At 57.0% G+C, this 23,587-nt stretch carries 21 protein-coding genes; 8 read left to right on the forward strand and 13 right to left on the reverse strand.

Annotation, left to right across the window (positions count from 1 at the left end; genetic code table 11):
• Positions 1 to 134 precede the first annotated feature (134 nt).
• The 5 genes from ACOTYB_RS23320 to ACOTYB_RS23340 all read right to left on the reverse strand — a co-directional run bounded on the left by ACOTYB_RS23320 (position 135) and on the right by ACOTYB_RS23340 (position 7,592).
• On the reverse strand, positions 135 to 2,309 hold the full coding sequence (locus ACOTYB_RS23320) for a YgiQ family radical SAM protein (RefSeq protein ID WP_023323746.1): 2,175 nt from the start codon (positions 2,307 to 2,309) through the stop codon (positions 135 to 137).
• Between the two features lie 130 nt (positions 2,310 to 2,439).
• A complete protein-coding gene (gene ftsP, locus ACOTYB_RS23325; protein WP_017384056.1) occupies positions 2,440 to 3,852 on the reverse strand; it encodes a cell division protein FtsP in 1,413 nt (470 codons plus the stop codon).
• 61 nt (positions 3,853 to 3,913) lie between these two features.
• Entirely contained in the window at positions 3,914 to 4,651 is a 738-nt protein-coding gene (gene plsC / locus ACOTYB_RS23330; RefSeq protein WP_003862497.1) for a 1-acylglycerol-3-phosphate O-acyltransferase, read from the reverse strand.
• A gap of 162 nt (positions 4,652 to 4,813) precedes the next feature.
• Positions 4,814 to 7,072, reverse strand: coding sequence for a DNA topoisomerase IV subunit A (gene parC / locus ACOTYB_RS23335; protein WP_047654211.1), 2,259 nt, complete (start codon positions 7,070 to 7,072; stop codon positions 4,814 to 4,816).
• Between the two features lie 118 nt (positions 7,073 to 7,190).
• Positions 7,191 to 7,592 carry a YgiW/YdeI family stress tolerance OB fold protein gene (locus ACOTYB_RS23340; protein WP_003862501.1) on the reverse strand — a complete coding sequence of 134 codons (402 nt, stop codon included), beginning with the start codon at positions 7,590 to 7,592 and terminating at the stop codon, positions 7,191 to 7,193.
• A gap of 139 nt (positions 7,593 to 7,731) precedes the next feature.
• Between ACOTYB_RS23340 and qseB the strand changes: the two genes are divergently transcribed.
• The 6 genes from qseB to ACOTYB_RS23370 all read left to right on the forward strand — a co-directional run bounded on the left by qseB (position 7,732) and on the right by ACOTYB_RS23370 (position 11,927).
• A complete protein-coding gene (gene qseB, locus ACOTYB_RS23345) occupies positions 7,732 to 8,391 on the forward strand; it encodes a quorum sensing response regulator transcription factor QseB (protein ID WP_023323747.1) in 660 nt (219 codons plus the stop codon).
• Positions 8,388 to 9,737, forward strand: a complete 1,350-nt coding sequence (gene qseC, locus ACOTYB_RS23350) for a quorum sensing histidine kinase QseC (protein WP_063869532.1) — start codon at positions 8,388 to 8,390, stop codon at positions 9,735 to 9,737. The genes qseB and qseC overlap by 4 nt, the downstream gene beginning before the upstream one ends.
• A gap of 103 nt (positions 9,738 to 9,840) precedes the next feature.
• On the forward strand, positions 9,841 to 10,422 hold the full coding sequence (locus ACOTYB_RS23355) for an NAD(P)H-dependent oxidoreductase (protein WP_409249066.1): 582 nt from the start codon (positions 9,841 to 9,843) through the stop codon (positions 10,420 to 10,422).
• A gap of 30 nt (positions 10,423 to 10,452) precedes the next feature.
• Positions 10,453 to 10,767, forward strand: coding sequence for a putative quinol monooxygenase (locus tag ACOTYB_RS23360; RefSeq protein WP_003862506.1), 315 nt, complete (start codon positions 10,453 to 10,455; stop codon positions 10,765 to 10,767).
• 152 nt (positions 10,768 to 10,919) lie between these two features.
• Complete coding sequence (gene lysM, locus ACOTYB_RS23365; RefSeq protein ID WP_003862507.1) at positions 10,920 to 11,360, forward strand: peptidoglycan-binding protein LysM; 441 nt, start codon at positions 10,920 to 10,922, stop codon at positions 11,358 to 11,360.
• Between the two features lie 39 nt (positions 11,361 to 11,399).
• Positions 11,400 to 11,927, forward strand: coding sequence for a hypothetical protein (locus tag ACOTYB_RS23370; protein WP_032607912.1), 528 nt, complete (start codon positions 11,400 to 11,402; stop codon positions 11,925 to 11,927).
• 12 nt (positions 11,928 to 11,939) lie between these two features.
• On the opposite strand, the gene ACOTYB_RS23375 is transcribed toward ACOTYB_RS23370, so the two are convergent.
• Genes ACOTYB_RS23375 through ACOTYB_RS23385 form a run of 3 tightly spaced genes read right to left on the reverse strand, consistent with a single transcriptional unit; the run spans position 11,940 to position 16,267 of the window.
• Positions 11,940 to 13,127 carry a glycoside hydrolase family 88 protein gene (locus tag ACOTYB_RS23375; protein ID WP_032607914.1) on the reverse strand — a complete coding sequence of 396 codons (1,188 nt, stop codon included), beginning with the start codon at positions 13,125 to 13,127 and terminating at the stop codon, positions 11,940 to 11,942.
• 28 nt (positions 13,128 to 13,155) lie between these two features.
• Positions 13,156 to 14,421 carry an oligosaccharide MFS transporter gene (locus tag ACOTYB_RS23380; protein ID WP_045345594.1) on the reverse strand — a complete coding sequence of 422 codons (1,266 nt, stop codon included), beginning with the start codon at positions 14,419 to 14,421 and terminating at the stop codon, positions 13,156 to 13,158.
• Between the two features lie 31 nt (positions 14,422 to 14,452).
• Positions 14,453 to 16,267: a DUF2264 domain-containing protein gene (locus ACOTYB_RS23385; RefSeq protein ID WP_045343330.1), complete on the reverse strand. Its 1,815-nt coding sequence runs from the start codon at positions 16,265 to 16,267 to the stop codon at positions 14,453 to 14,455.
• 166 nt (positions 16,268 to 16,433) lie between these two features.
• On the opposite strand from ACOTYB_RS23385, the gene ACOTYB_RS23390 reads away from it, so the two are divergent.
• Positions 16,434 to 17,270: a helix-turn-helix transcriptional regulator gene (locus tag ACOTYB_RS23390; RefSeq protein ID WP_220153348.1), complete on the forward strand. Its 837-nt coding sequence runs from the start codon at positions 16,434 to 16,436 to the stop codon at positions 17,268 to 17,270.
• A 101-nt stretch (positions 17,271 to 17,371) separates the two neighbouring features.
• Here the strand turns inward: ACOTYB_RS23390 and parE are convergent, their stop codons facing one another.
• From parE to nudF, 5 genes are read right to left on the reverse strand one after another with little or no spacing between them, the layout of a single operon-like run.
• Positions 17,372 to 19,264 (reverse strand): DNA topoisomerase IV subunit B, encoded by a 1,893-nt coding sequence (gene parE, locus ACOTYB_RS23395; protein ID WP_003862513.1) that lies wholly within the window; start codon positions 19,262 to 19,264, stop codon positions 17,372 to 17,374.
• Positions 19,265 to 19,292: 28 nt separating this feature from the next.
• Positions 19,293 to 19,874 carry an esterase YqiA gene (gene yqiA / locus ACOTYB_RS23400; protein WP_023314863.1) on the reverse strand — a complete coding sequence of 194 codons (582 nt, stop codon included), beginning with the start codon at positions 19,872 to 19,874 and terminating at the stop codon, positions 19,293 to 19,295.
• On the reverse strand, positions 19,874 to 20,701 hold the full coding sequence (gene cpdA / locus ACOTYB_RS23405; RefSeq protein ID WP_023314864.1) for a 3',5'-cyclic-AMP phosphodiesterase: 828 nt from the start codon (positions 20,699 to 20,701) through the stop codon (positions 19,874 to 19,876). Before cpdA ends, yqiA begins: the two co-directional genes overlap by 1 nt.
• A 27-nt stretch (positions 20,702 to 20,728) precedes the next feature.
• A complete protein-coding gene (locus tag ACOTYB_RS23410; protein ID WP_421765890.1) occupies positions 20,729 to 21,151 on the reverse strand; it encodes a DUF1249 family protein in 423 nt (140 codons plus the stop codon).
• Positions 21,148 to 21,780, reverse strand: coding sequence for an ADP-ribose diphosphatase (gene nudF / locus ACOTYB_RS23415; protein WP_003862517.1), 633 nt, complete (start codon positions 21,778 to 21,780; stop codon positions 21,148 to 21,150). Before nudF ends, ACOTYB_RS23410 begins: the two co-directional genes overlap by 4 nt.
• Positions 21,781 to 21,983: 203 nt before the next feature.
• On the opposite strand from nudF, the gene tolC reads away from it, so the two are divergent.
• The gene (gene tolC / locus ACOTYB_RS23420; RefSeq protein WP_023314865.1) at positions 21,984 to 23,462 is read left to right on the forward strand and encodes an outer membrane channel protein TolC; all 1,479 of its coding nucleotides are present in this window, start codon (positions 21,984 to 21,986) and stop codon (positions 23,460 to 23,462) included.
• The last annotated feature ends 125 nt before the right edge of the window (positions 23,463 to 23,587 follow it).

The following is a 23,587-nucleotide window of genomic DNA, read 5'->3' on the forward strand; positions in this document are numbered from 1 at the left end:
TCTGATTTGTTAGCGCAACCAGTAGATCACACTTCATCGTGCTTTTCATTTTTCTGGGGAACCCTCAGCCCCGGGGGGAGAGGGTTAGACCTGTAGACCCGGTAAGCGCAGCGCCACCGGGTATTGTTACAGGTTTAACCGGTCTTACGTTTTACGTTCTTCTTCGTTCCCGCAACACCATTCGAACGCTGATGCGCAATCGGGGTATGTTTGGTCAGCGCCGGGCGCGTGTTGCGGTTCTGGCGGCGCGCTTCGCGCATCTCTTCCAGCGTTGGCGCAGGCACCAGGCAATCACGACGCGAGCCGATCAGGTGCTTTTTCCCCATCTCTTCCAGCGCCTGGCGGATCAGCGGCCAGTTTTTCGGATCGTGATAGCGCAGCAGCGCTTTATGCAGACGGCGCTGTTTATCCCCTTTCGGCACCACCACGTCTTCGCTCTTATAACCAATCTTACTCAGCGGGTTTTTGCCGGTGTAATACATGGTCGTCGAGTTGGCGAGCGGCGACGGGTAGAAGTTCTGCACCTGATCCAGACGGAATCGACGCTGCTTCAGCCACAGCGCCAGGTTCACCATGTCTTCATCACGGGTGCCGGGGTGTGCGGAGATGAAGTATGGGATCAGATACTGCTCTTTCCCCGCCTGTTTTGAATAGGTATCAAACAGCTGTTTAAAGCGGTCATAGCTGCCCATGCCCGGCTTCATCATTTTGGACAGCGGACCTTCTTCGGTGTGCTCCGGGGCGATCTTCAGATAACCGCCAACGTGGTGCGTCGCCAGCTCTTTAATGTAGCGCGGATCTTCTACCGCAATGTCGTAACGCACGCCGGAGGCGATCAGGATCTTCTTGATGCCTTTCAGGTCACGGGCGCGACGGTAAAGGTTGATCGTCGGCTCGTGGTTGGTGTCCATATGCTCGCAAATGCTCGGATAGACGCAGGAGAGACGACGGCAGGTCTGCTCGGCGCGCGGCGATTTACAGCGCAGCATGTACATGTTGGCCGTTGGACCACCCAGATCGGAGATCACACCGGTAAAGCCCGGCACCGTGTCGCGAATGGCTTCGATCTCGTTAACAATCGACTCTTCGGAACGGCTCTGAATAATACGGCCTTCGTGTTCGGTGATCGAACAGAAGGAGCACCCGCCGAAGCAGCCGCGCATGATGTTGATCGAGAAACGAATCATCTCGTACGCCGGAATGCGGCTGCTGCCATATGACGGATGCGGTACACGCTTGTACGGCAGAGCAAACACGCTGTCCATCTCTTCGGTAGAGAGCGGGATCGCCGGCGGGTTAACCCAGATATAGCGCTCGCCGTGCTTTTGCATCAGCGCTCGCGCGCAGCCGGGGTTGGTTTCATGGTGTAAGATGCGCGACGCGTGGGCGTAGAGTACTTTATCGCTTTTTACTTTTTCGTAGGACGGCAGCAGCACATAGGTTTTTTCCCACGGCTTCGGACGCGGCGGCTGCACCACCACGGCCTTTGCTTCCGCTTTTTTCGGCTCAACCGGTTTGTTATCCGCGCACGGCAAATCGTCACCGTACGGATGCGGGATAGGATCGATTTTGCCCGGCATATCGATAATGCGGGAATCCACCCCGCTCCAGCCCGGCAGCGCCTCTTTCACCATGATCGCGGTGTTGCGCACGTCGCGGATCTCGCTGACCGCTTCGCCCTGCGCCAGACGGTGTGCCACCTCTACCAGCGGACGCTCACCGTTACCGAAGATCAGCATGTCGGCTTTCGAATCCACCAGCACCGAACGGCGCACGGTGTCGGACCAGTAGTCATAGTGTGCGGTACGGCGCAGGCTCGCTTCGATGCCGCCCAGGATCACCGGCACGTCTTTCCATGCTTCTTTGCATCGCTGGGTGTAGACGAGGGTCGCGCGGTCGGGACGTTTACCCGCCACGTTGTCAGCCGTATAAGCGTCGTCATGGCGCAGCTTACGGTCGGCGGTATAGCGGTTGATCATCGAGTCCATGTTGCCCGCGGTCACGCCGAAGAACAGGTTAGGCTTGCCCAGACGCATAAAGTCGTCTTTGCTGTTCCAGTCAGGCTGGGAGATGATCCCCACGCGGAAGCCCTGGGCTTCAAGCATACGGCCGCAGATCGCCATGCCAAAGCTCGGGTGATCGACATACGCATCGCCCGTCACCAGAATGATATCGCAGCTGTCCCAGCCCAGTTGATCCATCTCTTCCCGGGACATCGGCAGGAACGGCGCCGGTCCAAAGCAGGCTGCCCAGTACTGGGGCCAGGAGAAGAGGTCGCGATCCGGCTGGATCAGGGAAATAGCGCTCATAATGCTTCCGAAGAAAAAATAGACAAAAGGAGCGGGATTATACGCTGGTTTACCGGGGGAAATGAAGGGGTATTGTGCGGGCTGTTGCCCTTACCCCAACCCTCTCCCACAGGGAGAGGGAGAAAGTGTTTTACGGTGCCGGATTCACCAGCATCTGCCCTACCGATCCCCTGTCCATCATCTCCAGGGTCTGGCTGTGGAACAGGAACGGGAAGTGCGGCCAGGAAGGCTGACCGTAGTAGACGAGCAGTTCGACCTGGCCATCCACCCAGACGGTATCTTTCCAGCCCCTGTCTTCCGGGAACGGCATCGCCCCGTTGACGTTGCGGATCAGGAATGACACCCCTTCAATATGGAACGACTGCGGCATCTCCGAGCGGACGGTCCAGCGCTCCCAGGTTCCCTGCTGGGCGGTGATATCAATACGGTTTACGTCCCACAGCGCGCCGTTGATGCCCGGATCGTCGCCAAGGCTGATATCGCGACTGCGTACTGCCGGGCCGGTCACAATTTCCTGCGGCAGCAGGCGCATCGGCAGGCTGTCGGTCACCAGCGGCAACAGGCCGGTCGGGCGCAGCGTCAGCACCAGCGTGGAGACCAGCACGCTCGACGGTTCAAAGAAGCCGCGAATACGGTCAACAATGCTTGCCGCTTCGCCGCAGGTCACGGACACTTCATCCCCGTTGGTCATATCCACGAGGATTTCACGACGTTCGCCTGGCGCCAGCGCCAGCTGCTTCACTGACACCGGCGCAGGTAATAACCCCTGATCGCCTGAAATCACGTGCAGCGCGCGGCCGTCGCTCATCTGCAACTGGTAGCGGCGCGAGTTAGAGGCATTCAGCAGACGCAGGCGCACCCAGCCACGAGACACTTCGACATACGGGCTTTGCGCGCCGTTAACCAGCAGCGTATCGCCCACAAAGCCACCGCTGCCCGGCTCGCTGTACTCCGGGGTACCAAAGTTATCCAGTCGCTTATCCTGAATAATGATCGGGAAATCATCGACGCCGTAGTGATTCGGGATCGGCAGCGTTTTACTGACCTCATCTTCAATCAGCCACATTCCGGCCAGGCCGTTGTAGACCTGCTGGGCGGTGCGGTTCGGGGTATTGGCGTGATACCACAATGTCGCCGCGCTCTGACGAATCGGGAGGACGGGCGCCCAGTCGGCATTCGGCGACATCATGCGTGCCGCGCCGCCAATCAGCGGCCCCGGCACCTGCAAACCACTGACGGTCATCGCGACATTTTCCGTCGTACGGTTACTGTAGATGAGCTTAACGTCATCGCCATTCCACACGCGAATGGTCGGCCCGAGGTAGCGTCCGTTAATGCCCCATACCTGCGCGCGCGTTCCCTGGGTAAAGGACCAGTGGCTACGCTGAAGCGTGAGGAATAGCGGCTGCCCGCGACGGGATTCAATCAACGGCGGAATAGGCAGCGGCTGTTGCTGCCCGGCGGCGCTGGCTGTCCGCGGCATCGCACCCGCACAAAGGGCGATACCCGAAGCCTGAATAAACTGACGCCGACTGAGTGACATATAAGCTCCATCTGAAACGACTAACAACGCGGGAATTCGTTTTCCCTTACACGACACCGGGTTAAATCTTACCGGCGGCTTCTCGCTCTGCAACTTCTTTATCGAGCTGCGCAATATGCTGAGCCATCAGCTCGCGGCAGTGCGTGGCCAGCTCGCGCACCTGGTCTTTACCGTATTTAGAGGTATCTACCGGCGGCAGCATTTCGACAATGACCAGTCCGTTATTCAGACGGTTAAGATTAATCTTATTCGATGTATTGGAAACACACACGGGAATAATTGGAACGCCAGCCGCAATTGCAGCATGAAACGCGCCGGTCTTGAACGGCAGCAGGCCGCGACCACGGCTGCGCGTCCCTTCCGGGAACATCCAGATGGAAATCCGGCGCTTTTTAAACTGATCCACCACTTCCGCAATGGTGCCATGCGCTTTGGCGCGGTTGTTGCGGTCAATCAGCAAGTTACCGGTGAGCCAGTACAGCTGGCCGAAAAAGGGGATCCACAGCAGGCTTTTTTTGCCCACGGTTACGGTCGGCGGAAGAACAATATTTGAGGCCGTCACCATATCGTAGTTGTTCTGATGGTTAGCGATATAGATGGCGTTACCGAAATTCTCCGCCCCTTCAGGCAGACGCTTTTCAACCTTCAGGCCAAACAGCGGCGCAAGACGACCAAACATGTGGCCAAACGTCGCGACATGCTTTGGGTTACGCGGGCTGAACAGGCAATAAATCGATCCGAAAATACAGACCAGAATGCAATAAATAACGGTAAGAATGAGACGAACAATGTATAGCATAGCGACCTCTGAAGCCCTGACAGCTGACAATTATACTTCACCTGTGGCCAGGTAAGGACTTTATTACGAGCGCGTATTGTTAATCGCAACGCACGAATTAACAACGTTTTTACGGGAAATTTTATGGTAATACCCCCTCCGGAAAGAGGGGGATGAAACAGGTTACTCTTCGCTGTCGTCCGCTTTGCTGCGCGCCGGCGAGTCAATCTCCACGCGGTCGATTCGCTGGAGGCCGCGCATCAGTGAGCCGCGACGTCCGCGCTCACCCACCACCTTCTGCAACTCTTCCGGACGCAGTTTGATTTTACGCTTGCCGACATGAATGGTCAGCGTGCTCTGCGGCGGCAGCAGGAAGAGATGCGCGAGGCTATCTTCGCCTTTTGCCGCTTCCGCTGACGGGATACTGATGATCTTGTTGCCCTTGCCTTTCGACAGCTCCGGCAAATCGCTGACCGGGAACATCAGCATACGTCCGGCAGCGGTGATCGCCAGCAGCATGTCGCTTTCGTTCTCGATGATCAGCGGCGGCATGACGTGTGCGTTATCCGGCAGGCTAATCAGCGCTTTACCGGCACGGTTACGCGACACCAGATCGTTGAAGGTACAGATAAAGCCGTAGCCCGCATCAGACGCCATCAGCAGTTTTTGATCGTCGGCTTCCATCAGCATATGCTCAACCGTGGCACCCGGCGGCAGCGTCAGCTTACCGGTGAGCGGTTCGCCCTGGCCGCGCGCAGACGGCAGCGTGATCGGGTCAATGGCGTAGCTGCGGCCCGTGGAGTCGATAAACGCCACCGGCTGGTTACTCTTGCCCTTCACCGCCGCCTTGAAGCTGTCACCGGATTTGTAGCTCAGACCCGGCGCGTCGATATCGTGGCCTTTGGCGCTACGCACCCAGCCGCTCTGGGAAAGCACGATGGTTACCGGCTCGGACGGCAGCATGTCGTGCTCGTTCATCGCCTTCGCCTCTTCGCGCTCGTGCAGCGGAGAACGACGGTCGTCGCCAAAGGCGTCGGCATCGGCCTGCAACTCTTTCTTCAGCAGAGTGTTCATCTTGCGCTCGGACGCCAGAATCGCCTGAAGCTGATCGCGCTCTTTTTCCAGTTCGTTCTGCTCGCCGCGGATCTTCATCTCTTCCAGTCTGGCGAGATGGCGCAATTTCAGTTCGAGGATCGCTTCGGCCTGGGTTTCGCTGATGCCAAAGCGCGACATCAGGGCAGGCTTAGGTTCGTCCTCGGTACGAATGATCTCGATCACTTCGTCAATGTTGAGGAACGCCACCAGCAAACCTTCGAGGATATGCAGGCGCTTAAGCACTTTTTCCAGGCGATGGTTCAGACGGCGGCGCACCGTATCGCGGCGGAAGGCCAGCCATTCGGTGAGGATCTCCAGCAGGTTTTTCACCGCCGGACGACCGTCCAGACCAATCATGTTCAGGTTGATGCGGTAGCTTTTTTCCAGATCGGTAGTGGCGAACAGGTGGTTCATCACCTGCTCCATGTCCACGCGGTTAGAGCGCGGCACGATCACCAGACGGGTCGGGTTTTCGTGGTCCGATTCGTCGCGCAGGTCGTCCACCATCGGCAGCTTTTTATTGCGCATCTGGGTGGCGATCTGTTCCAGCACTTTGGCACCCGACACCTGGTGCGGCAGCGCGGTGATCACCACGGCACCATCCTCTTTATTCCACACCGCGCGCATGCGCACGGAGCCGCGACCGTTCTGGTAGATTTTGCGGATTTCCGCACGCGAGGTGATGATCTCGGCTTCGGTCGGATAGTCCGGCCCCTGCACGATATCCAGCAGATCGTCCAGCGAGGTTTTTGGCTGCTCAATCAGGGTGATGGCCGCTTTTGCCACTTCACGCAGGTTGTGCGGCGGAATGTCCGTCGCCATGCCCACGGCGATACCGGTCGTGCCGTTTAGCAGGATGTTCGGCAGACGCGCAGGCAGCATTTTCGGCTCCTGCATCGTACCGTCGAAGTTTGGCACCCAGTCGACCGTGCCCTGCCCCAGCTCGCCCAACAGCACTTCGGCATATTTAGACAGGCGAGATTCGGTATAACGCATTGCCGCGAAGGATTTCGGATCGTCCGGCGCCCCCCAGTTCCCCTGGCCATCCACCAACGGATAGCGATAAGAGAACGGCTGGGCCATCAGCACCATCGCTTCATAGCAGGCGCTGTCGCCGTGCGGATGGTATTTACCCAGCACGTCGCCGACGGTACGGGCGGATTTCTTGAACTTGGCGGTAGCGTTCAGCCCCAGTTCGGACATCGCATAGACGATGCGGCGCTGAACGGGCTTCAGGCCATCCCCGATAAACGGCAACGCCCTGTCCATGATGACGTACATGGAGTAGTTCAGGTAGGCATTTTCCGTGAATTCATGTAGCGCGAGGCGCTCTGCCATATCGCTCATTACGTGTGATTCCTCAACTCAGAAACCGATGGGTTTCAGGCAATATTGCCGCAGATACTACCTCATCTGGCGAGTTGAGTCACAAAGAAAAAGGGCCGCTCATGCGGCCCTTTCCGGGTTATTTGTTCAGCTTGATAACCTGCTTCACGTCGATTTCAAACTCGTTCCAGTCTTTATCGATTTTACCCTGGAGTTCGACTTTATCCTGCGGCGTCACCGTCACGCCGTTCCAGCGCTTGTGGTCGATCTCCACCACCACCGTGCCGCTTTCATCGCGGAAGGTGTAACGGTCATCGGACAGGCGCTCGGTAATGTTCCCGCGCAGCTTCACCCAAGCATCGTCCTTCAGGTCTTTCACTTTAGCCGCGGTGGTGAGGTTGGCGTTGTTATCGACAAAGCCACCCTGCTGGGTTTGCGTCTGATTCTGTGTCGCAGATGGGCCAGAGAAGCCACCCTGTGCAGCGAAGACAGGGGCCGTGGTCATCATCATGATGGCAGCAATTGCAGCGAATTTTTTCATCTTTATCTCTCCCTTTAATGTCGTTTCACAATCCATTAAACAGGGTAAACCTTAACAACTTCTTAAGGGGAAAATTTATTTATTTTTACTGTACAGCAGGCGCTTGCAGAAGGTTTACTGACGGCATCAAGGAGGAAATATGCGCATTTTACTGGTAGAAGACGACAAGCTCATTGGCGACGGCATCAAAGCGGGCTTAAGCAAAATGGGCTTTAACGTGGACTGGTTTACCGACGGGAAAACCGGGCAGGCGGCCCTGTACACCGCGCCGTATGATGCCGTGGTGCTTGATCTGACGCTGCCGGAAATCGACGGGCTTGAGATCCTGCGCGCCTGGCGCGAAAGCGGAAAGAGCGAACCGGTGCTGATCCTGACCGCGCGGGATGCGCTGAATCAGCGCGTCGAAGGGTTACGCCTGGGGGCGGATGATTACCTGTGTAAGCCGTTCGCGCTAATTGAAGTGGCGGCCCGTCTGGAAGCGCTGGTACGCCGCAGCCACGGGCAGGCGCGCAGCGAGCTGCGTCACGGCAAGGTCACGCTCGATCCGGCAAGCCTTGTCGCCACGCTGGAGGGCGAAACGCTGGTGCTCAAACCCAAAGAGTTCGCCCTGCTGGAACTGCTGATGCGCAACGCGGGCCGCGTGCTGCCGCGCAAGGCCATCGAGGAGAAGCTCTACAACTGGGATGATGACGTCTCCAGCAACGCTGTCGAAGTCCACGTTCATCATTTACGCCGCAAGCTCGGCAGCGACTTTATCCGCACCGTGCACGGCATCGGTTATACCCTGGGTGACGCATGAAACTGACCCAACGCCTGAGCCTGAAGCTGCGCCTGACGCTCCTCTTTTTGCTGCTGTCCCTGGCGGCCTGGTTTGCCGCAAGCGTGGTGGCCTGGCACCAGACGACCGACAAGCTCGATAAGCTGTTCGATACCCAGCAGATGCTGTTTGCCAAACGGCTGCTGACGATGGACGTGGACGAACTTCGCGCCCCGGAACGCATGCGCGAGGTGCCGAAAAAAGCCAAACACGGCCATCTTGACGACGATGCGCTGGCCTTCGCAATCTTCACCGCCGACGGCAGCATGGTGCTTAACGACGGCGAAAACGGGCGCGACATACCTTACCTCTACCGCCGGGACGGGTTTGATGACGGTCGGTTGCAGGATGACAACGACGAATGGCGTTTCCTGTGGCTGACTTCTCCGGACGGGAAATACCGCGTGGTGGTTGGCCAGGAGTGGGAGTACCGACAGGATATGGCGCTGGACGTGGTCAGCTCGCAGCTGACGCCGTGGCTGGTGGCGCTGCCCGTAATGCTGCTGTTGCTGATTGTTCTGCTGAGCCGGGAACTGAAACCGCTGAAAAAGCTGGCGCAGACCCTGCGCTCGCGCTCCCCGGATGCGACCGATACGCTGCCCACCCACGGCGTGCCGACGGAGGTTCGCCCCCTGCTTGATGCGCTTAACCATCTTTTCGCCCGTACGCAGGAGATGATGGCCCGCGAGCGTCGCTTCACCTCGGATGCCGCCCATGAGTTACGCAGCCCGCTGGCCGCGCTGAAGGTGCAAACCGACGTGGCGCAGCTTTCCCTTGACGATCCCGGGGCGCAGTCTAAAGCGCTGGGGCAATTGCATGCAGGCATCGACCGCGCCTCCCGGCTGGTGGACCAGCTTCTCACCCTGTCGCGCCTGGATTCACTGGATAATCTTGATGACGTCGAACCCGTGATGATGGCTGATTTGCTGCAATCCGCGGTGCTGGATATCTGGCATCCGGCGCAGCAGGCGGGCATTGATGTTCGGCTCAACGTTAATGCGCCCGAGGTGATGCGTCACGGACAGCCGCTACTGCTGAGCCTGCTGGCGCGTAACCTGCTGGACAACGCCGTTCGTTACAGCCCGCGCGGCAGCGTGGTGGACGTGACGCTGAACACCCAAAGCTTTACCGTGCGCGACAACGGCCCGGGCATTTCAACCGATGCGCTGACGCGTCTCGGCGAGCGCTTTTATCGTCCACCGGGCCAGGACGCCACCGGCAGCGGTCTGGGGTTGTCTATCGTCAAGCGTATCGCGGCGTTGCACGGGATGCGCGTCTCGCTGGGCAATGCGCCGGAAGGGGGCTTTGCAGTGACCGTCAGCTGGTAAGATTATTGCGCTGAGCGCAAAAGACTTTGCACATTTTGCTTATTTTTCCGCTCCGTCCTCGCGCGTAGAATACCCGGCATACTCTCATCATCGAGGACAAATAATGAGCAACATTATGATTATCAACGGCGCGAAAGAATTTGCGCACTCTAAAGGCCAGCTCAATGACACCCTGACCGAGGTCGCGGATGGTTTCCTGCGCGACGCCGGACATGATGTTAAGGTCGTGCGCGCGGACAGCGATTATGACGTGAAGGCCGAAGTGCAGAACTTCCTGTGGGCCGACGTGGTGATCTGGCAGATGCCGGGCTGGTGGATGGGCGCACCGTGGACCGTGAAAAAATACATGGACGATGTGTTTACCGAAGGTCACGGTTCGCTGTATGCCAGCGACGGCCGCACCCGTTCAGATGCGTCTAAAAAATACGGTTCCGGCGGTCTGATTCAGGGCAAAAAATATATGCTCTCCCTGACCTGGAACGCGCCGCTGGAAGCCTTCACCGAGAACGATCAGTTCTTCGAAGGCGTGGGCGTAGACGGCGCGTATCTGCCGTTCCACAAGGCGAATCAGTTCCTGGGAATGGAGCCGCTGCCGACCTTTATCGTCAACGACGTAATTAAAATGCCGGACGTCCCGCGCTATATCGCAGAATATCGCAAGCATCTCGCGGAAATTTTTGCTTAACTGGTAGCCTGGAATTAGAAGGAGTTAATTATGCTTACCGTTATTGCTGAAATCCGTACGCGTCCTGGCCAACATCACCGCCAGGCAGTACTGGATGAGTTCGCGAAGATCATCCCGACCGTACTGAAAGAAGAAGGCTGCCACGGCTACGCGCCGATGGTAGACGCCGCCACCAGCGCAAGCTTCCAGGCGACCGCGCCAGACTCCATCATCATGGTGGAGCAGTGGGAAACCGTCGCACACCTTGAAGCCCATTTGCAGACCGCGCATATGAAAGCGTGGAGCGACGCGGTGAAAGGGGACGTTCTGGAAACCCACATCCGTATTCTGGAGCAAGGGGTTTAAGTTCTGTGAAATTTGCCGGGTGGCACTACGTTTACCCGGCCTACAACTTTCCCCCGCAGGCCCGGTAAGCGTTAACGCCACCGGGCTTTTTTTATCACCTTACCGCTCAACTGCTATGCTTATTCTGACTTCATGTTTAACAGGAGGATGGAATGGGTCTTTTTAACTTCGTGAAAGAAGCAGGCGAAAAGCTTTGGGACAACCTGACCGATCATAAGGGTCAGAGCGACAAAATCACCGAGCACCTCAAGAAACTCAACATTCCCGGTTCCGATAAAGTTCAGGTTAACGTCACCGATGGCAAGGCCAGCGTAACGGGCGACGGGCTAACGCAGGAGCAGAAAGAAAAAATCCAGGTCGCCGTCGGCAACATCGCGGGCGTCAGCGAGGTGGAGAACAATATCACCGCGACAGACGCCAAAGATGAAGCAACCTACTATACGGTGAAATCCGGCGATACCCTGAGCGCCATCTCTAAAACCGTGTACGGCGATGCCAATCAGTACAACAAGATCTTTGAGGCGAACCGCCCGATGCTCTCCAGCCCGGATAAAATTTATCCCGGCCAGACGCTGCGTATTCCTAAGGCATAACGTCTGAGGCTATTGGTTCACGTCGCGCAGAGGAACAGCATGAAAATCGCTTGTCTTGGCTGGGGCTCGTTAATCTGGAAAAGCGGCGCGCTACCGGTAGCCGGTGAGTGGCAAACCGACGGGCCTTCTTTGCCCGTCGAGTTCTGTCGGGTCAGTGATGGCGGTGAACTGGCGACCGCCATCTGTATGAATGCCCCTGCCGTGCCGGTGCTTTGGGCATGGCTGGAGGCCACAACGTTGAGCGTGGCCTGCCGCGCTTTGCGTGAGCGCGAAGCCATTCCCGAGGATCGCTGCGATGGCATTGGCTCGTTGCTAATCACCGGACGCGACACGGGTATCCTGACAACATGGGCCAGGGAGAAAGGTATTGAAGCGATCATCTGGACCGGGCTTCCGCCGAGAAGCGCGTCGCAGGAAGGCAGGGTTCCTGCCGTGGACGAGGCCATCGCTTATCTCGACGGCCTCAGCGGACAGACCCGCAGCCATGCGCGGGACTATATTTGCCGCGTGCCTGCCCAGCTTGATACGCCCTACCGGCGCGCCATTAAAGAGGTGCTTGGGTGGTGATACCGCTGCCCGTTACCAGTACAGCTTCCAGCTCTGTGTGAAGCGCACCAGCGCCTCGACGTAGAAGTAATCGCCCCAGCTCGCGCACTCATCCACGCCTTTATTGCTCGCCAGGTGATACACAGAGTGCTTAAGCAGCCCGTTGCCCTTCTCTTCTTTACCCATCAGATAGTGCTTTGTCAGCGAGGACATAATCCCTTTCGCCCATTCGAGGTAACGTTCGCGATCCGGATCTGTGACCGGCAGATGTTTCACCAGCTCCAGCAGTCCACACACCGCAATTGCCGCCGAGGAAGAGTCACGCAGCGCGTCGGTGCCCACCAGCGCCAGATCCCAGTGGCAGACGTAGTCTTCCGGCAGGCGATTGAGGAAGTAGTTCGCCAGCCGTTTTGACAGAGCGATCATCGTCTCGTCGCCGGTATAGATATAGCTCAGCAGGAAACCGTAAATGCCCCAAGCCTGCCCGCGCGACCAGCAGGAGTCGTCGGCGTAGCCCTGCTGGGTGTTGCCGTAGCGCGGTGCGCCGGTTGCCACATCCATATAGTAGGTGTGGAAGGTGGAGGCATCGTCACGAATGAGATACGTCGCCGCCTGCATGACGTGCGCTTTTGCGGCGTCGGCAAAGCGCGGATCGCCCGTCTGCTCTGTTGCCCAGTAGAGCAGCGGCAGGTTCATGTTGCAGTCGATGATCATTCGCCCGGCCTGCTCCGGATCGGAGAGATCGCCCCACGCCTGGATGATCTTCGCCTTCTCGTGGAAGCGTTCCAGCAGGGCTTCCGCCGCCAGCAGCGAGAAGCCGCGCGCCTCGCGGTTTCCGGTCAGCCGCCACGCGGCTACGCAGGAGAGCGTGTAAAGGAAGCCTAAATCGTGGGTATTGGTGTCGTTGCGCCCGGCGATGCGCAGGCCAAACGAGCGCACGTGTTTTTCCGCCATCGCACGGAATTTTTCCTCGCCGCTCATCTCCCACGCCAGCCACAGCTGCCCGGTCCAGAAGCTGGTGGTCCACTCCACGTTGTCAGTCAGCGGATAAAAACCTTTCTGGCAGGTTTCCGCCGGGAATTTGTCGCCGAACTCCGTTAAATGACGGCTAATCAGGTCCAGAACGTGGCTGCGCGCCGAATTCAGTTCATCGCTGAATGTGCGGGAGTCAACGGGCGCAGCGATAACTGGCAGACGTTCTTCTTTGATACGACTTAACATATTTCGGTTCCTTCTTTGACGGCGTAATTTATCGTGTTGACGTTTCTGCTACATTCAGCGCACGAGCCCCGCGCCATTTGCTCTGACAGGCGGATAACGTAAAAGCAGAAATAAGGGTAAAGGTCAGCGCCGTTGCGCCCATGATGATATAGGTGTGCTCAAAGCCAATACGGTCATACATATAGCCGGCAGGGGAAGAGACCACCACGTTGCCAACGTAGAGCATCGCCTGATAGCCGAGTAAATACATGGTGGCATTGACGCGCTTGTCGAAATGCTCGGCGATATATTTAAATACCGACACCAGCAGGAGACAAATTTCCAGACCGTACAGCGGCTTAAGCACTGAAATTAACAGGTGAGAATCACACATGCCGGAAATAATCAGACGCGCCCCGACCACCAGCCCGACAATTAATAGCCCGCGTTTGGCGCCAATAAAGTTCACAAACAGCGGGATCACCATATACATGACGAACTCCATGCCCGACTGCACGGTCCCGAGATAACCGAATACCGCGTTGCCCTGGTGAATATCGTCGAAGAAGGTGACGAAATAGCGCGAGAACTGCTGCTCGGCGATAAACATCATCCACGCCACGCCCGCCACGTACAGGCAGAAGGCCCAGAATTTGCGGTTTCGCAGTAGGGCGTAAACGTCTGACGGGGCGATTTTCTCTTTCGTCAGCACCTCGCCCGCGTGAATGGAGTTAGTGTTCACTTTCAGGCTCAGCAGGACGATCAGCATCACCACCGAAGCCACGCTGCCGAGAATAAAGTTATACGCCGGTGAGAGGTTGAACAGCAGGCCGGAGAAGGATGACGCCACCGCCCAGCCGAGCGATCCCCACATACGGATCTGCCCGAACTCCATGCCGTTTAAGCGGCTAAAGCGGTCAGAATACGATTCACACGCCGCCACGCCCGCGTACCAGGCAAAGCTTAAATAGAGCGCGCCGATAATAATCCCCAGCAGGGTATTAGACATTAACAGCGGCTGGTATACGTAAATAAAGAACGGCGCCATCAGGGCCGACATGATCACCACAAAATAGAGCAGGTATTTGCTCATGCCGATCTTATCGAGAATATAGCCGTAGATCGGTTTAAGAATTACGGAGAATATCCCGTTCACCGCAAAAACGGTTCCAATCACCGAGCCGCTGAGATTGGCTTTCTGGCCAAGCCAGATCGCCAGCAGTCCAATACTGGCAGACCAGGTAAAGAAATAGAGAAAGATAAAGCTACTGATTTTGTAATATTCAGTTCTGTTGGTTGTCGATGTGCTTTTCATATCATCCTCGCCGACGTGTAGGGTCAGATTTTTATAATGTGAACGACAGCTTACGTTCGCTTCCGGGTTCGCTAATGACGACCCGGCTATGGGTTATATTCAGCTGCGGCGTCGCCGCAGCGAGCTGTCTTCCGCCAGCCAGAACGGCGCAACAGAGCCAGCTTTCCCCTTGCGGGAGGTCAGCTTTTAACAGCGGAATGGAGGCGCACTCCGCAAACATAATGCTGCTGTTCGGCGGCGTGACGATGCTGTCTGGCTGGCGCTGAATGATCGGCGAAAGATCGACAATGACGCTGCTGCCGTTTTCAGCCAACAGATAACAACCGCGTTCGCGCACCTGGTGGGCGGTTTTCATCACCGCAAAGCCGCCCTCGACGGTTTGCAGAGTGCGCGTGCTGTTGATACGGTGCAGGCGCAGGTGCCACTCCCCGAACGGGATCTGCCAGGTCGCAATCTGCACGTCGCGCCACGGCGACCAGCGCGAGAAAATGTAATTTTCATCCACCCGAACCTCTTCGCACTCGCGACGACCGCGGAAATAGTCATCTCCGTCCGCCAGCAGCAGCATGGAATCGCAGGCGGCATGCTTCAGGCCAAAACGCCCGCGCTCAAGGGTGAATCCGAAGCGGCTGGAGTAGGCAAATTTGGTGTATTTCGCTTCGGTGTTGACGTAGTTGTTCAGTTCCAGCTGACCGGCGGTGAGCATGACGACGTGCTGCGAATCTTTCGAATGCATCAGGATCTGCTGCGCATGCGGAATCACATGTTTTTCAGCAAGCGCGGGCAGCGGTTGTTCTTCCGCCTGCCAGAACGGGTGTGCTTCCGGCAGCGCCAGGATCAGATAGGTTTTCAGCGCCCAGTACGGTGAACCGGGGGAGTTGTAATCCTCGCACATCGCCAGGTTCGGATACGCAAACCCCAGGGTGAGAATGCCGTCGCGATCGACAATCGACTGCTGCTGCCACCAGCGCAGATGCCGCAGCACAATGCCTTTCACGATGCCCGGGGTGAAGACGTCCAGCTGAGAAAAGGCCACCGCGCTCCAGAAGGCAACCATGGCAAAGCGGTAGGTCAGGCTGCGGCCAAACGGCACCGAGGCGCCATCGGCGGCGGACCAGTAGATAAAGTCTTCCGCGAAGAGGCGCGAGCGCTCGCGCAGCACATTCGCCCTCGCCTCGTCGTTACTCAGGGTGGCGTAAATCAGGCCGTAGAAATGGAAAGCCATGGAGATGTAGTAATCTTTCGGGCGGCCGGGACCGTCGGAATACCAGCCGTCGCCGAGGTAGTAGGCGTCCATCAGCGCAAAGCGGTGGTCAATGGCGTCCTGATCGTACGGCAGGCCGGCGCGCTTAAAGCCTAGCTGAACCATAATGGCAAAATAGTTCCAGTTGCTGTCCGGCATCTGCGCGTCGGTGATTTGGTTGAGCCACGCGTGCAGGTTCATCACCTCGCGACCGGTAAAGCGCGCGGTGAGTTTATCTCCCAGCAGAGCGAGCCCCAGACCGTAGGCCGCCATCTCCACCAGACGCTGATCGTACGGGCCGGTTTCACCCCAGTAACCGCTGCTTTGCGGGTCGGTACCAAGCTTAATGGCAGTAAGGTACTTCTCGCTGAACGGCGTGCTTTCGCCGGACGCCATCAGCGGAAACAGCCCCCACAGCGCGCGGGAAAGTCCCTCCATCTGCGCAATATCCGCTGTGTAATGGGCGCAGGTGTCGCCCAGCGGGAATCGTGAACGGTTCGCCGGAAATTGCGTGTCCAGCGCCTGTAAAAGTGCATTCAACGACGCCACTACCTCCTGGCGTGAAGACAACGAATTTGATTTTTCTTTGTTTGCCGCCCACATAGGTTCGCCCTCGTAATCAACTGCGGCAAAGCATAGTGAATCCGCAAGGTGCAGAAATGTTAGCCATGTCACAGGCATGAACGATGAATAAACCTCCAGTTGAGAAAATTTAAAAAGGTGGTTTATAAAGACGATCAGACAGGAAAAAGTTGAGTTTTATTGCACTATGCGCGACACGCCGACAACCGACCTTCTGGAACTGATCGCCCTGAACGATACCGTGGCCTCGTTCAGCCGCCTGTTTGCCAATACGGTGCGCTACCATCACTGGCATCAGTGTCTGGAGATCCTCTATGTGGAAGAGGGCTTTGACGTGGCGATTGTCGATAATCGTCACTACACCATGCGCCCCGGACGACTGTTTTTCTTCCCGCCTTTTACGCTGCACAAGGTCATGGTGGACGAACAGGCGGAGGCAATTTACCGCCGCACCATTATTCATCTCGACCAGCACGCGGTGCTGAAGATCCTGCGGGATTTTCTCCAGACCCGGCAGCGCCTGGAGCGGCTGTCACGCCGTGGCGGCGAAGCGTGGGTCGCCGATTTAGCCCACTGTCACCACCATATCGACCATCTGTTTAGCTGCTATAAACCGCCGATGAACGGCGAGAGCATCGCCAGCCTGCTGATCGGCCTGTTCGCGATGCTGCCCGACGATCGCGACGGCGAGCCGGGCAACAGCCAGGGGATCGCCAGCCAGGTCATGATCTGGCTCGACGAGCATTATCAGGAGAAATTTCGTCTGGATGCGCTGGCTGCAGAGCTGGGTAAATCGCGCAGTTACGTATCGCGAAGATTCCATGCGGAAACAGGCGAAAAAATTCACGACTACCTGAACACGCTAAGGTTGCGTAAGGCGTGCGAGTGTTTACTCCACACTGATTCGAGCGTGCGTGACATTGCCGCACAGGCGGGATTTTCCGACGTGACGTGGTTTATCAGCGCGTTTAAAAAGGGGATTGGCGAGACGCCGTTGCAGTACCGGAAAAACCATTCATCGTGATGAGCTGCATTTCTTGTCCGGCGGCGCTACGCTTGCACGGGCCTACGGGTTAAGTAGGCCGGGTAAGGCGCAGCCGCCACCCGGCAAAAAGACAGCGTGTATCAGGCCTCTATATCCGCCATGTCGCCTTTCTCCTGTAGCCAGTTACGTCGATCTTCAGAACGTTTCTTGGCCAGCAGCATGTCCATCACGGCGTTAGTTTGCTGTTCATCTTCATCGCTGATGGTCAGCTGCACCAGACGGCGGGTATTCGGATCCAGCGTGGTTTCACGCAGCTGCATCGGGTTCATCTCACCCAGCCCCTTAAAGCGCTGAACGTTCGGTTTGCCCTTCTTGCGCTTAAGCTGTTCCAGCACGCCCGCTTTCTCTTCTTCCGTCAGTGCATAGTAAACTTCTTTGCCGAGGTCGATTCGGTACAGCGGCGGCAGCGCCACGTGGACGTGACCGTTTTTCACCAGCGCGCGGAAATGCTTCACAAACAGCGCACAGAGCAGCGTGGCGATGTGCAGGCCATCGGAGTCCGCATCCGCGAGAATGCAGATCTTGCCGTAGCGCAACTGGCTCAGATCGTCGCTGTCCGGATCGATACCGATCGCAACCGAGATGTCGTGTACTTCCTGCGAGGCCAGCACTTCATCAGACGAGACCTCCCAGGTGTTGAGGATCTTACCCTTGAGCGGCATGATCGCCTGATATTCACGATCCCGCGCCTGCTTGGCCGATCCGCCTGCCGAGTCTCCTTCCACCAGGAACAGCTCGGTGCGGTTGAGATCCTGCGCGGTACAGTCCGCCAGCTTGCCCGGCAGCGCGGGGCCGCTGGTCAGCTTTTTACGCACCACTTTCTTCGCCGCGCGCAGACGACGCTGGGCACTGGAGATCGCCATTTCAGCCAGCATTTCCGCGGCCTGAACGTTCTGGTTCAGCCACAGGGTAAAGGCATCTTTCACCACGCCGGAGACGAACGCCGCACACTGGCGTGACGACAGGCGCTCTTTAGTCTGACCGGCAAACTGCGGATCCTGCATTTTCACGGAAAGCACGTAGGCGCAGCGATCCCAGATATCTTCCGCCGACAGCTTCACGCCGCGCGGCAGAATGTTGCGGTATTCGCAGAATTCGCGCATCGCATCCAGCAGCCCCTGACGCAGGCCGTTGACGTGGGTCCCGCCGAGCATAGTGGGGATCAGGTTAACGTAGCTTTCGGTCAGCAGCTCGCCGCCTTCCGGCAGCCATAGCAGCGCCCAGTCCACCGCTTCAGTATCGCCTTCGAAATTCCCGACGAACGGTTTTTCCGGCAGGGTTGGCAGGCCGTTAACCGCTTCGCACAGGTAGTCGTTCAGACCATCGGCGTAGCACCAGGTTTGTTCGGTATTATTAACGTGGTCTTTAAAGGTGATTTCCACGCCCGGGCACAGCACCGCTTTGGCTTTCAGCAGGTGCGTCAGGCGGGAAACAGAAAAGCGTGGGCTGTCGAAGAAGCTTTCGTCAGGCCAGAAGTGGACGCTGGTGCCGGTGTTGCGTTTACCGCACGTCCCGACGACCTGCAAATCCTGCACTTTTTCGCCGTTTTCAAACGCGATGTTATACACCTGGCCGTCGCGACGGACGTTCACTTCCACGCGCTTTGACAGGGCGTTAACCACGGAGATCCCCACGCCGTGCAAGCCGCCGGAGAACTGGTAGTTTTTGTTGGAGAACTTACCGCCCGCGTGCAGACGACAGAGGATCAGCTCAACGGCGGGAACACCCTCTTCCGGGTGGATATCTACCGGCATGCCGCGGCCGTCGTCGATGACTTCCAGCGACTGATCGGCGTGCAGGATAACGTCCACGCGTTTGGCATGGCCTGCCAGCGCTTCGTCCACACTGTTATCAATTACTTCCTGGCCCAGGTGGTTTGGGCGCGTCGTATCGGTGTACATCCCCGGGCGGCGGCGAACCGGCTCAAGCCCGGTGAGTACCTCAATGGCATCAGCGTTATAGGTTTGCGTCATGATTTAAGCTAGCAATTCGCATTGATTGTCAGTGGCTGTGCAGTCCAAGAAAATCGACAATCTGGGTGAAATGATCTTCAAAGCCCGTGAAAGCATGGTTACCGCCCTCTTCTACAGTCTGGCGGCAGGATGCGTAATACGCCACTGCCTGGCGGTAATCCAGCACTTCATCTCCCGTCTGTTGCAGCAGCCAGATAAGATCGGGCGCTTCAAGCGGGTCGACCTGCATAACTTTGAGATCGTAAATATGGCGTGACTCTAGCACATATTGTTGGCCGGTGTAGGGGTTCTCGTTTTCGCCAAGAAAGTCCCTTAACAGCTCAAATGGCCGGACCGCCGGGTTGACGACGACAGCGGGCAACATAAAGCACTGCGACAGCCAGGTGGCGTAGTAGCCGCCGAGCGACGACCCGACAACGCCAAACGATTCGCCGCCGTGTTCCAGCACTAGCGATTCCAGCATCTCTGCCGCATCCGCCGGATAAGGGGGCAACTGCGGAATAATCATCTCCACGTGGGGATGATGCGCGCTCAGCCACTGGCGAAGCTGCGTCGCTTTCGCCGATCGCGGTGAGCTGTTAAACCCATGTAGATAGAGAAGCGTCGACATCAATAGCCTTCCGAAGCGGTATCCGGGCGGAATTGTGCCCCGGCCAGACGGCAAACTTCGGTGGTCAGCGAGCCATCGGCATGCAGCTCCAGCCAGCGCCAGCCCGGTGCGATGGTATCCAGCGTAAAGTTGGCGCAGTGCGGCTTAAACTGCACGCAGGTAGAGGGCGTCGCGAGCAGACGTCGACCGTTCCAGTCGAGATCCTGTTCCTGGTGAATATGACCGCACAGCAAATTTTTTACGCGCGGGAATTTCGCCAGCACGCCGTCCAGCGCCGCAGAGTTGCGTAAGCTGTGCTGATCGAGCCAGCTACAGCCCGCCGGCAGCGGGTGATGATGCAGTAACAGCAGCGTATTGCGATTCGGTTCGGCGGCCAGTTTTGTCTCCAGCCAGTCAAGCTGATAGTCGCTCAACTCACCGTGCGGAACGCCAAACACCTGACTGTCGAGGAGCAGAATTTGCCACTGGTCCCCCGCAAAGACACATTTTGCCGGTGAAATCCCCGCATCCTGAAGCGAACTGTACATCGCGGGCTGAAAATCGTGATTGCCCGGCAGCCAGACGCAAGGCACGCTAAAGCTCGCAATCCCTTCAGCAAAATGCTGATAGGCTGCGGAGGATTGATCCTGCGCCAGATCGCCCGTCGCGACGATCAGATCGCATGGCCGCTTTTCAGCATGGATCGCGTCAAGAACCGCCTGATAACTCTCCCAGGTGTTCACGCCCAGAAGCGTCTCATGCTTTTCGGCAAAAAGGTGGGTGTCGGTGATTTGTAATATCCTGACTGGCGCCCCACCAGCAACAGTCAGGTTCAACAGGCTTTCCAAATGGTGTCCTTAGGTAGGTTTATGACGCTAACAAACCGGAATCGCCATTGCTCCATGTGCTAAACAATATCTTAGCCAGTCGGCTAAAAACTGGTTAATTTGATGCTTTTCGTCGCGTTGATGCAACTTTTTATTCGGATAATCATACCGCGCTTTAAAGCGAAAGATCTGCTGGCTTGAACACACTTCAGCGACCATCGCGTCATGATAAAGACGTACCGTCATCGACGGCAGGCTCCAGTAGCTGATGCTCGGCGCCGTTTGCTCAATCTCCACCAGCGTAGTGTAGCGCGTTGATTCTGTTATCGTTAACCGATACTGCGCGTTGATCACCTGATAGCTCACCGTTTCGCCGGGCGCGTCGTTTCGCGGCAGCAGGCGGCGCAGCTGGGCGAAATTGGTTTCGCACAGGCGCATCATTTCTGGGAAGTCAGGTGTATAACGCTTCATTTTTTCCACTCGTGTCGTAATGTCTGATAATGCAGCTGTAGCCATTGCAGAGCGATGACAGACGCTGCGTTGTCGATTTTCCCCTCTTCTACCCACTGGTAAGCCAGCTCCCGACTCACCACATGAACCCGAATATCTTCGTTTTCATCTGCCAGACCATGGATCCCTTCCGCTGTCGTGGCGTCCACTTCGCCCACCATAATAGATGAACGTTCCGTTGTCCCACCCGGGCTTGCCAGGTAGCTCAACACCGGCTTCGTCCGGCCAACCACCAGGCCCGCCTCTTCCAGCGCCTCGCGGCGAGCGACGTCTTCGACCGACTCACCTTCTTCGATCATCCCGGCCACCATCTCCAGCAACCACGGCGTTTCGCTGGTATCATAAGCCGCAATACGCACCTGCTCGACCAGCACAACTTCGTCACGCACTGGGTCATAGGGTAGCAACACAGCCGCATGCCCGCGCTCAAAAATTTCGCGTTTGATTTCACCGCTCATCTCACCGTTAAACAGACGATGCCTGAAACGGTAAAGTTCCATTGAAAAAAAACCGCTATAAAGCGTTTCTCGTGCAATAATTTCTACATCGTTTTTGGCGAAGGTGACAGGCACGTTTTCTGGTTTTTGCATCGGTCGAGTCCTGGTAGCAATGGTGATGAAATTGTGAATTTCAAGGCTGTTTGGCTGCCGTTTGTATGGCTATATGGTAGATTGGAGCAAAATACCGCCAGATGGCACGTTACGCCAACCTTTTGGTGTGGATGATTCTGTTAGAATCGGCAATTATTTTTAATTAGATCAGCGCTAATACTGCTTCACAACAAGGAATGCAAATGAAGAAATTGCTCCCCATCCTTATCGGCCTGAGCCTGACGGGCTTCAGTGCAATGAGCCAGGCAGAGAACCTGTTACAGGTCTACCAGCAGGCACGTCTGGGCAACCCTGATTTACGTAAATCAGCGGCCGATCGTGATGCTGCGTTTGAAAAGATTAACGAAGCACGTAGTCCACTGCTGCCGCAGTTAGGCTTAGGTGCAGATTATACCTACACTAACGGTTTTCGCGATAATAACGGCATCAACTCGAATGCCACCAGCGCCTCTTTACAGTTAACGCAAACCCTGTTCGACATGTCCAAATGGCGTGAGCTGAGCTTGCAGGAAAAGAGCGCGGGCATCCAGGATGTGACCTATCAGACAGATCAGCAGACGCTGATCCTGAATACCGCGACCGCCTACTTCAACGTACTGAGCGCGATTGACGCCCTCTCCTACACCGAAGCGCAGAAACAGGCGATTTATCGTCAGTTAGATCAAACCACCCAGCGCTTCAACGTGGGCCTGGTCGCCATCACTGACGTACAGAACGCCCGTTCACAGTACGACACCGTACTGGCAAACGAAGTGACCGCACGTAACAACCTCGACAACGCGCTGGAAGCACTGCGTCAGGTCACCGGTAACTACTATCCTGAGCTGGCCTCTCTGAACGTGGACAGCTTCAAAACAGACAAGCCGCAGGCGGTTAACGCCCTGCTGAAAGAGGCGGAAAACCGCAACCTGACCTTGCTGCAGGCACGCCTGAGCCAGGACCTGGCGCGCGAGCAGATCCGTCTTGCACAGGATGGTCACCTGCCAACCCTGAGCCTGAGCGCCTCTACCGGCGTATCGGATACCAGCTACAGCGGTTCTAAAACCAACACTGCCCAGTATGACGACAACAATATGGGCCAGAACAAAGTTGGCCTGAGCTTCTCTCTGCCGCTGTACCAGGGCGGGATGGTTAACTCTCAGGTTAAGCAGGCGCAGTACAACTTCGTAGGCGCGAGCGAGCAGCTTGAAAGCGCGCACCGCAACGTGGTCCAGACCGTGCGTTCTTCCTTCAACAACGTGAACGCGTCCATCAGCAGCATCAACGCCTATAAACAGGCCGTTGTCTCTGCGCAAAGCTCTCTGGACGCGATGGAAGCGGGTTACTCCGTCGGTACGCGTACTATCGTTGATGTGTTAGACGCAACGACCACGCTGTACAACGCGAAACAGCAGCTCTCCAGTGCGCGTTACCAGTACTTGATCAACCAGCTGAACATCAAGCAGGCGCTGGGTACGCTGAACGAGCAGGATCTGCAAATGCTGAACAGCACGCTGGGCAAACCGGTTTCCACGTCGCCTGACAGCGTCGCGCCGGAAAATCCACAGCAGGATGCCGCCGTGGATAATTTCACCGCTAACAGCAGCACCCCGGTTGCACAGCCAGCGGCAGCGCGTAGCACCTCACCTGCCAGCAGCGGCACGAATCCGTTCCGCAATTAAGCGTGTCATCAGGCCCACTGCGGCCTGATGCCCTCACCTCAGCCCTCTCCCACAGGGCTGAGGGATCCCCAGTAATATGGTCATGCCACCATGACCATATTACTGTACTCTTTTCCCAGCTTTTT

Source organism: Enterobacter cloacae complex sp. IR5450 (assembly GCF_049238665.1).
GTDB lineage: Bacteria > Pseudomonadota > Gammaproteobacteria > Enterobacterales > Enterobacteriaceae > Enterobacter > Enterobacter hormaechei_C.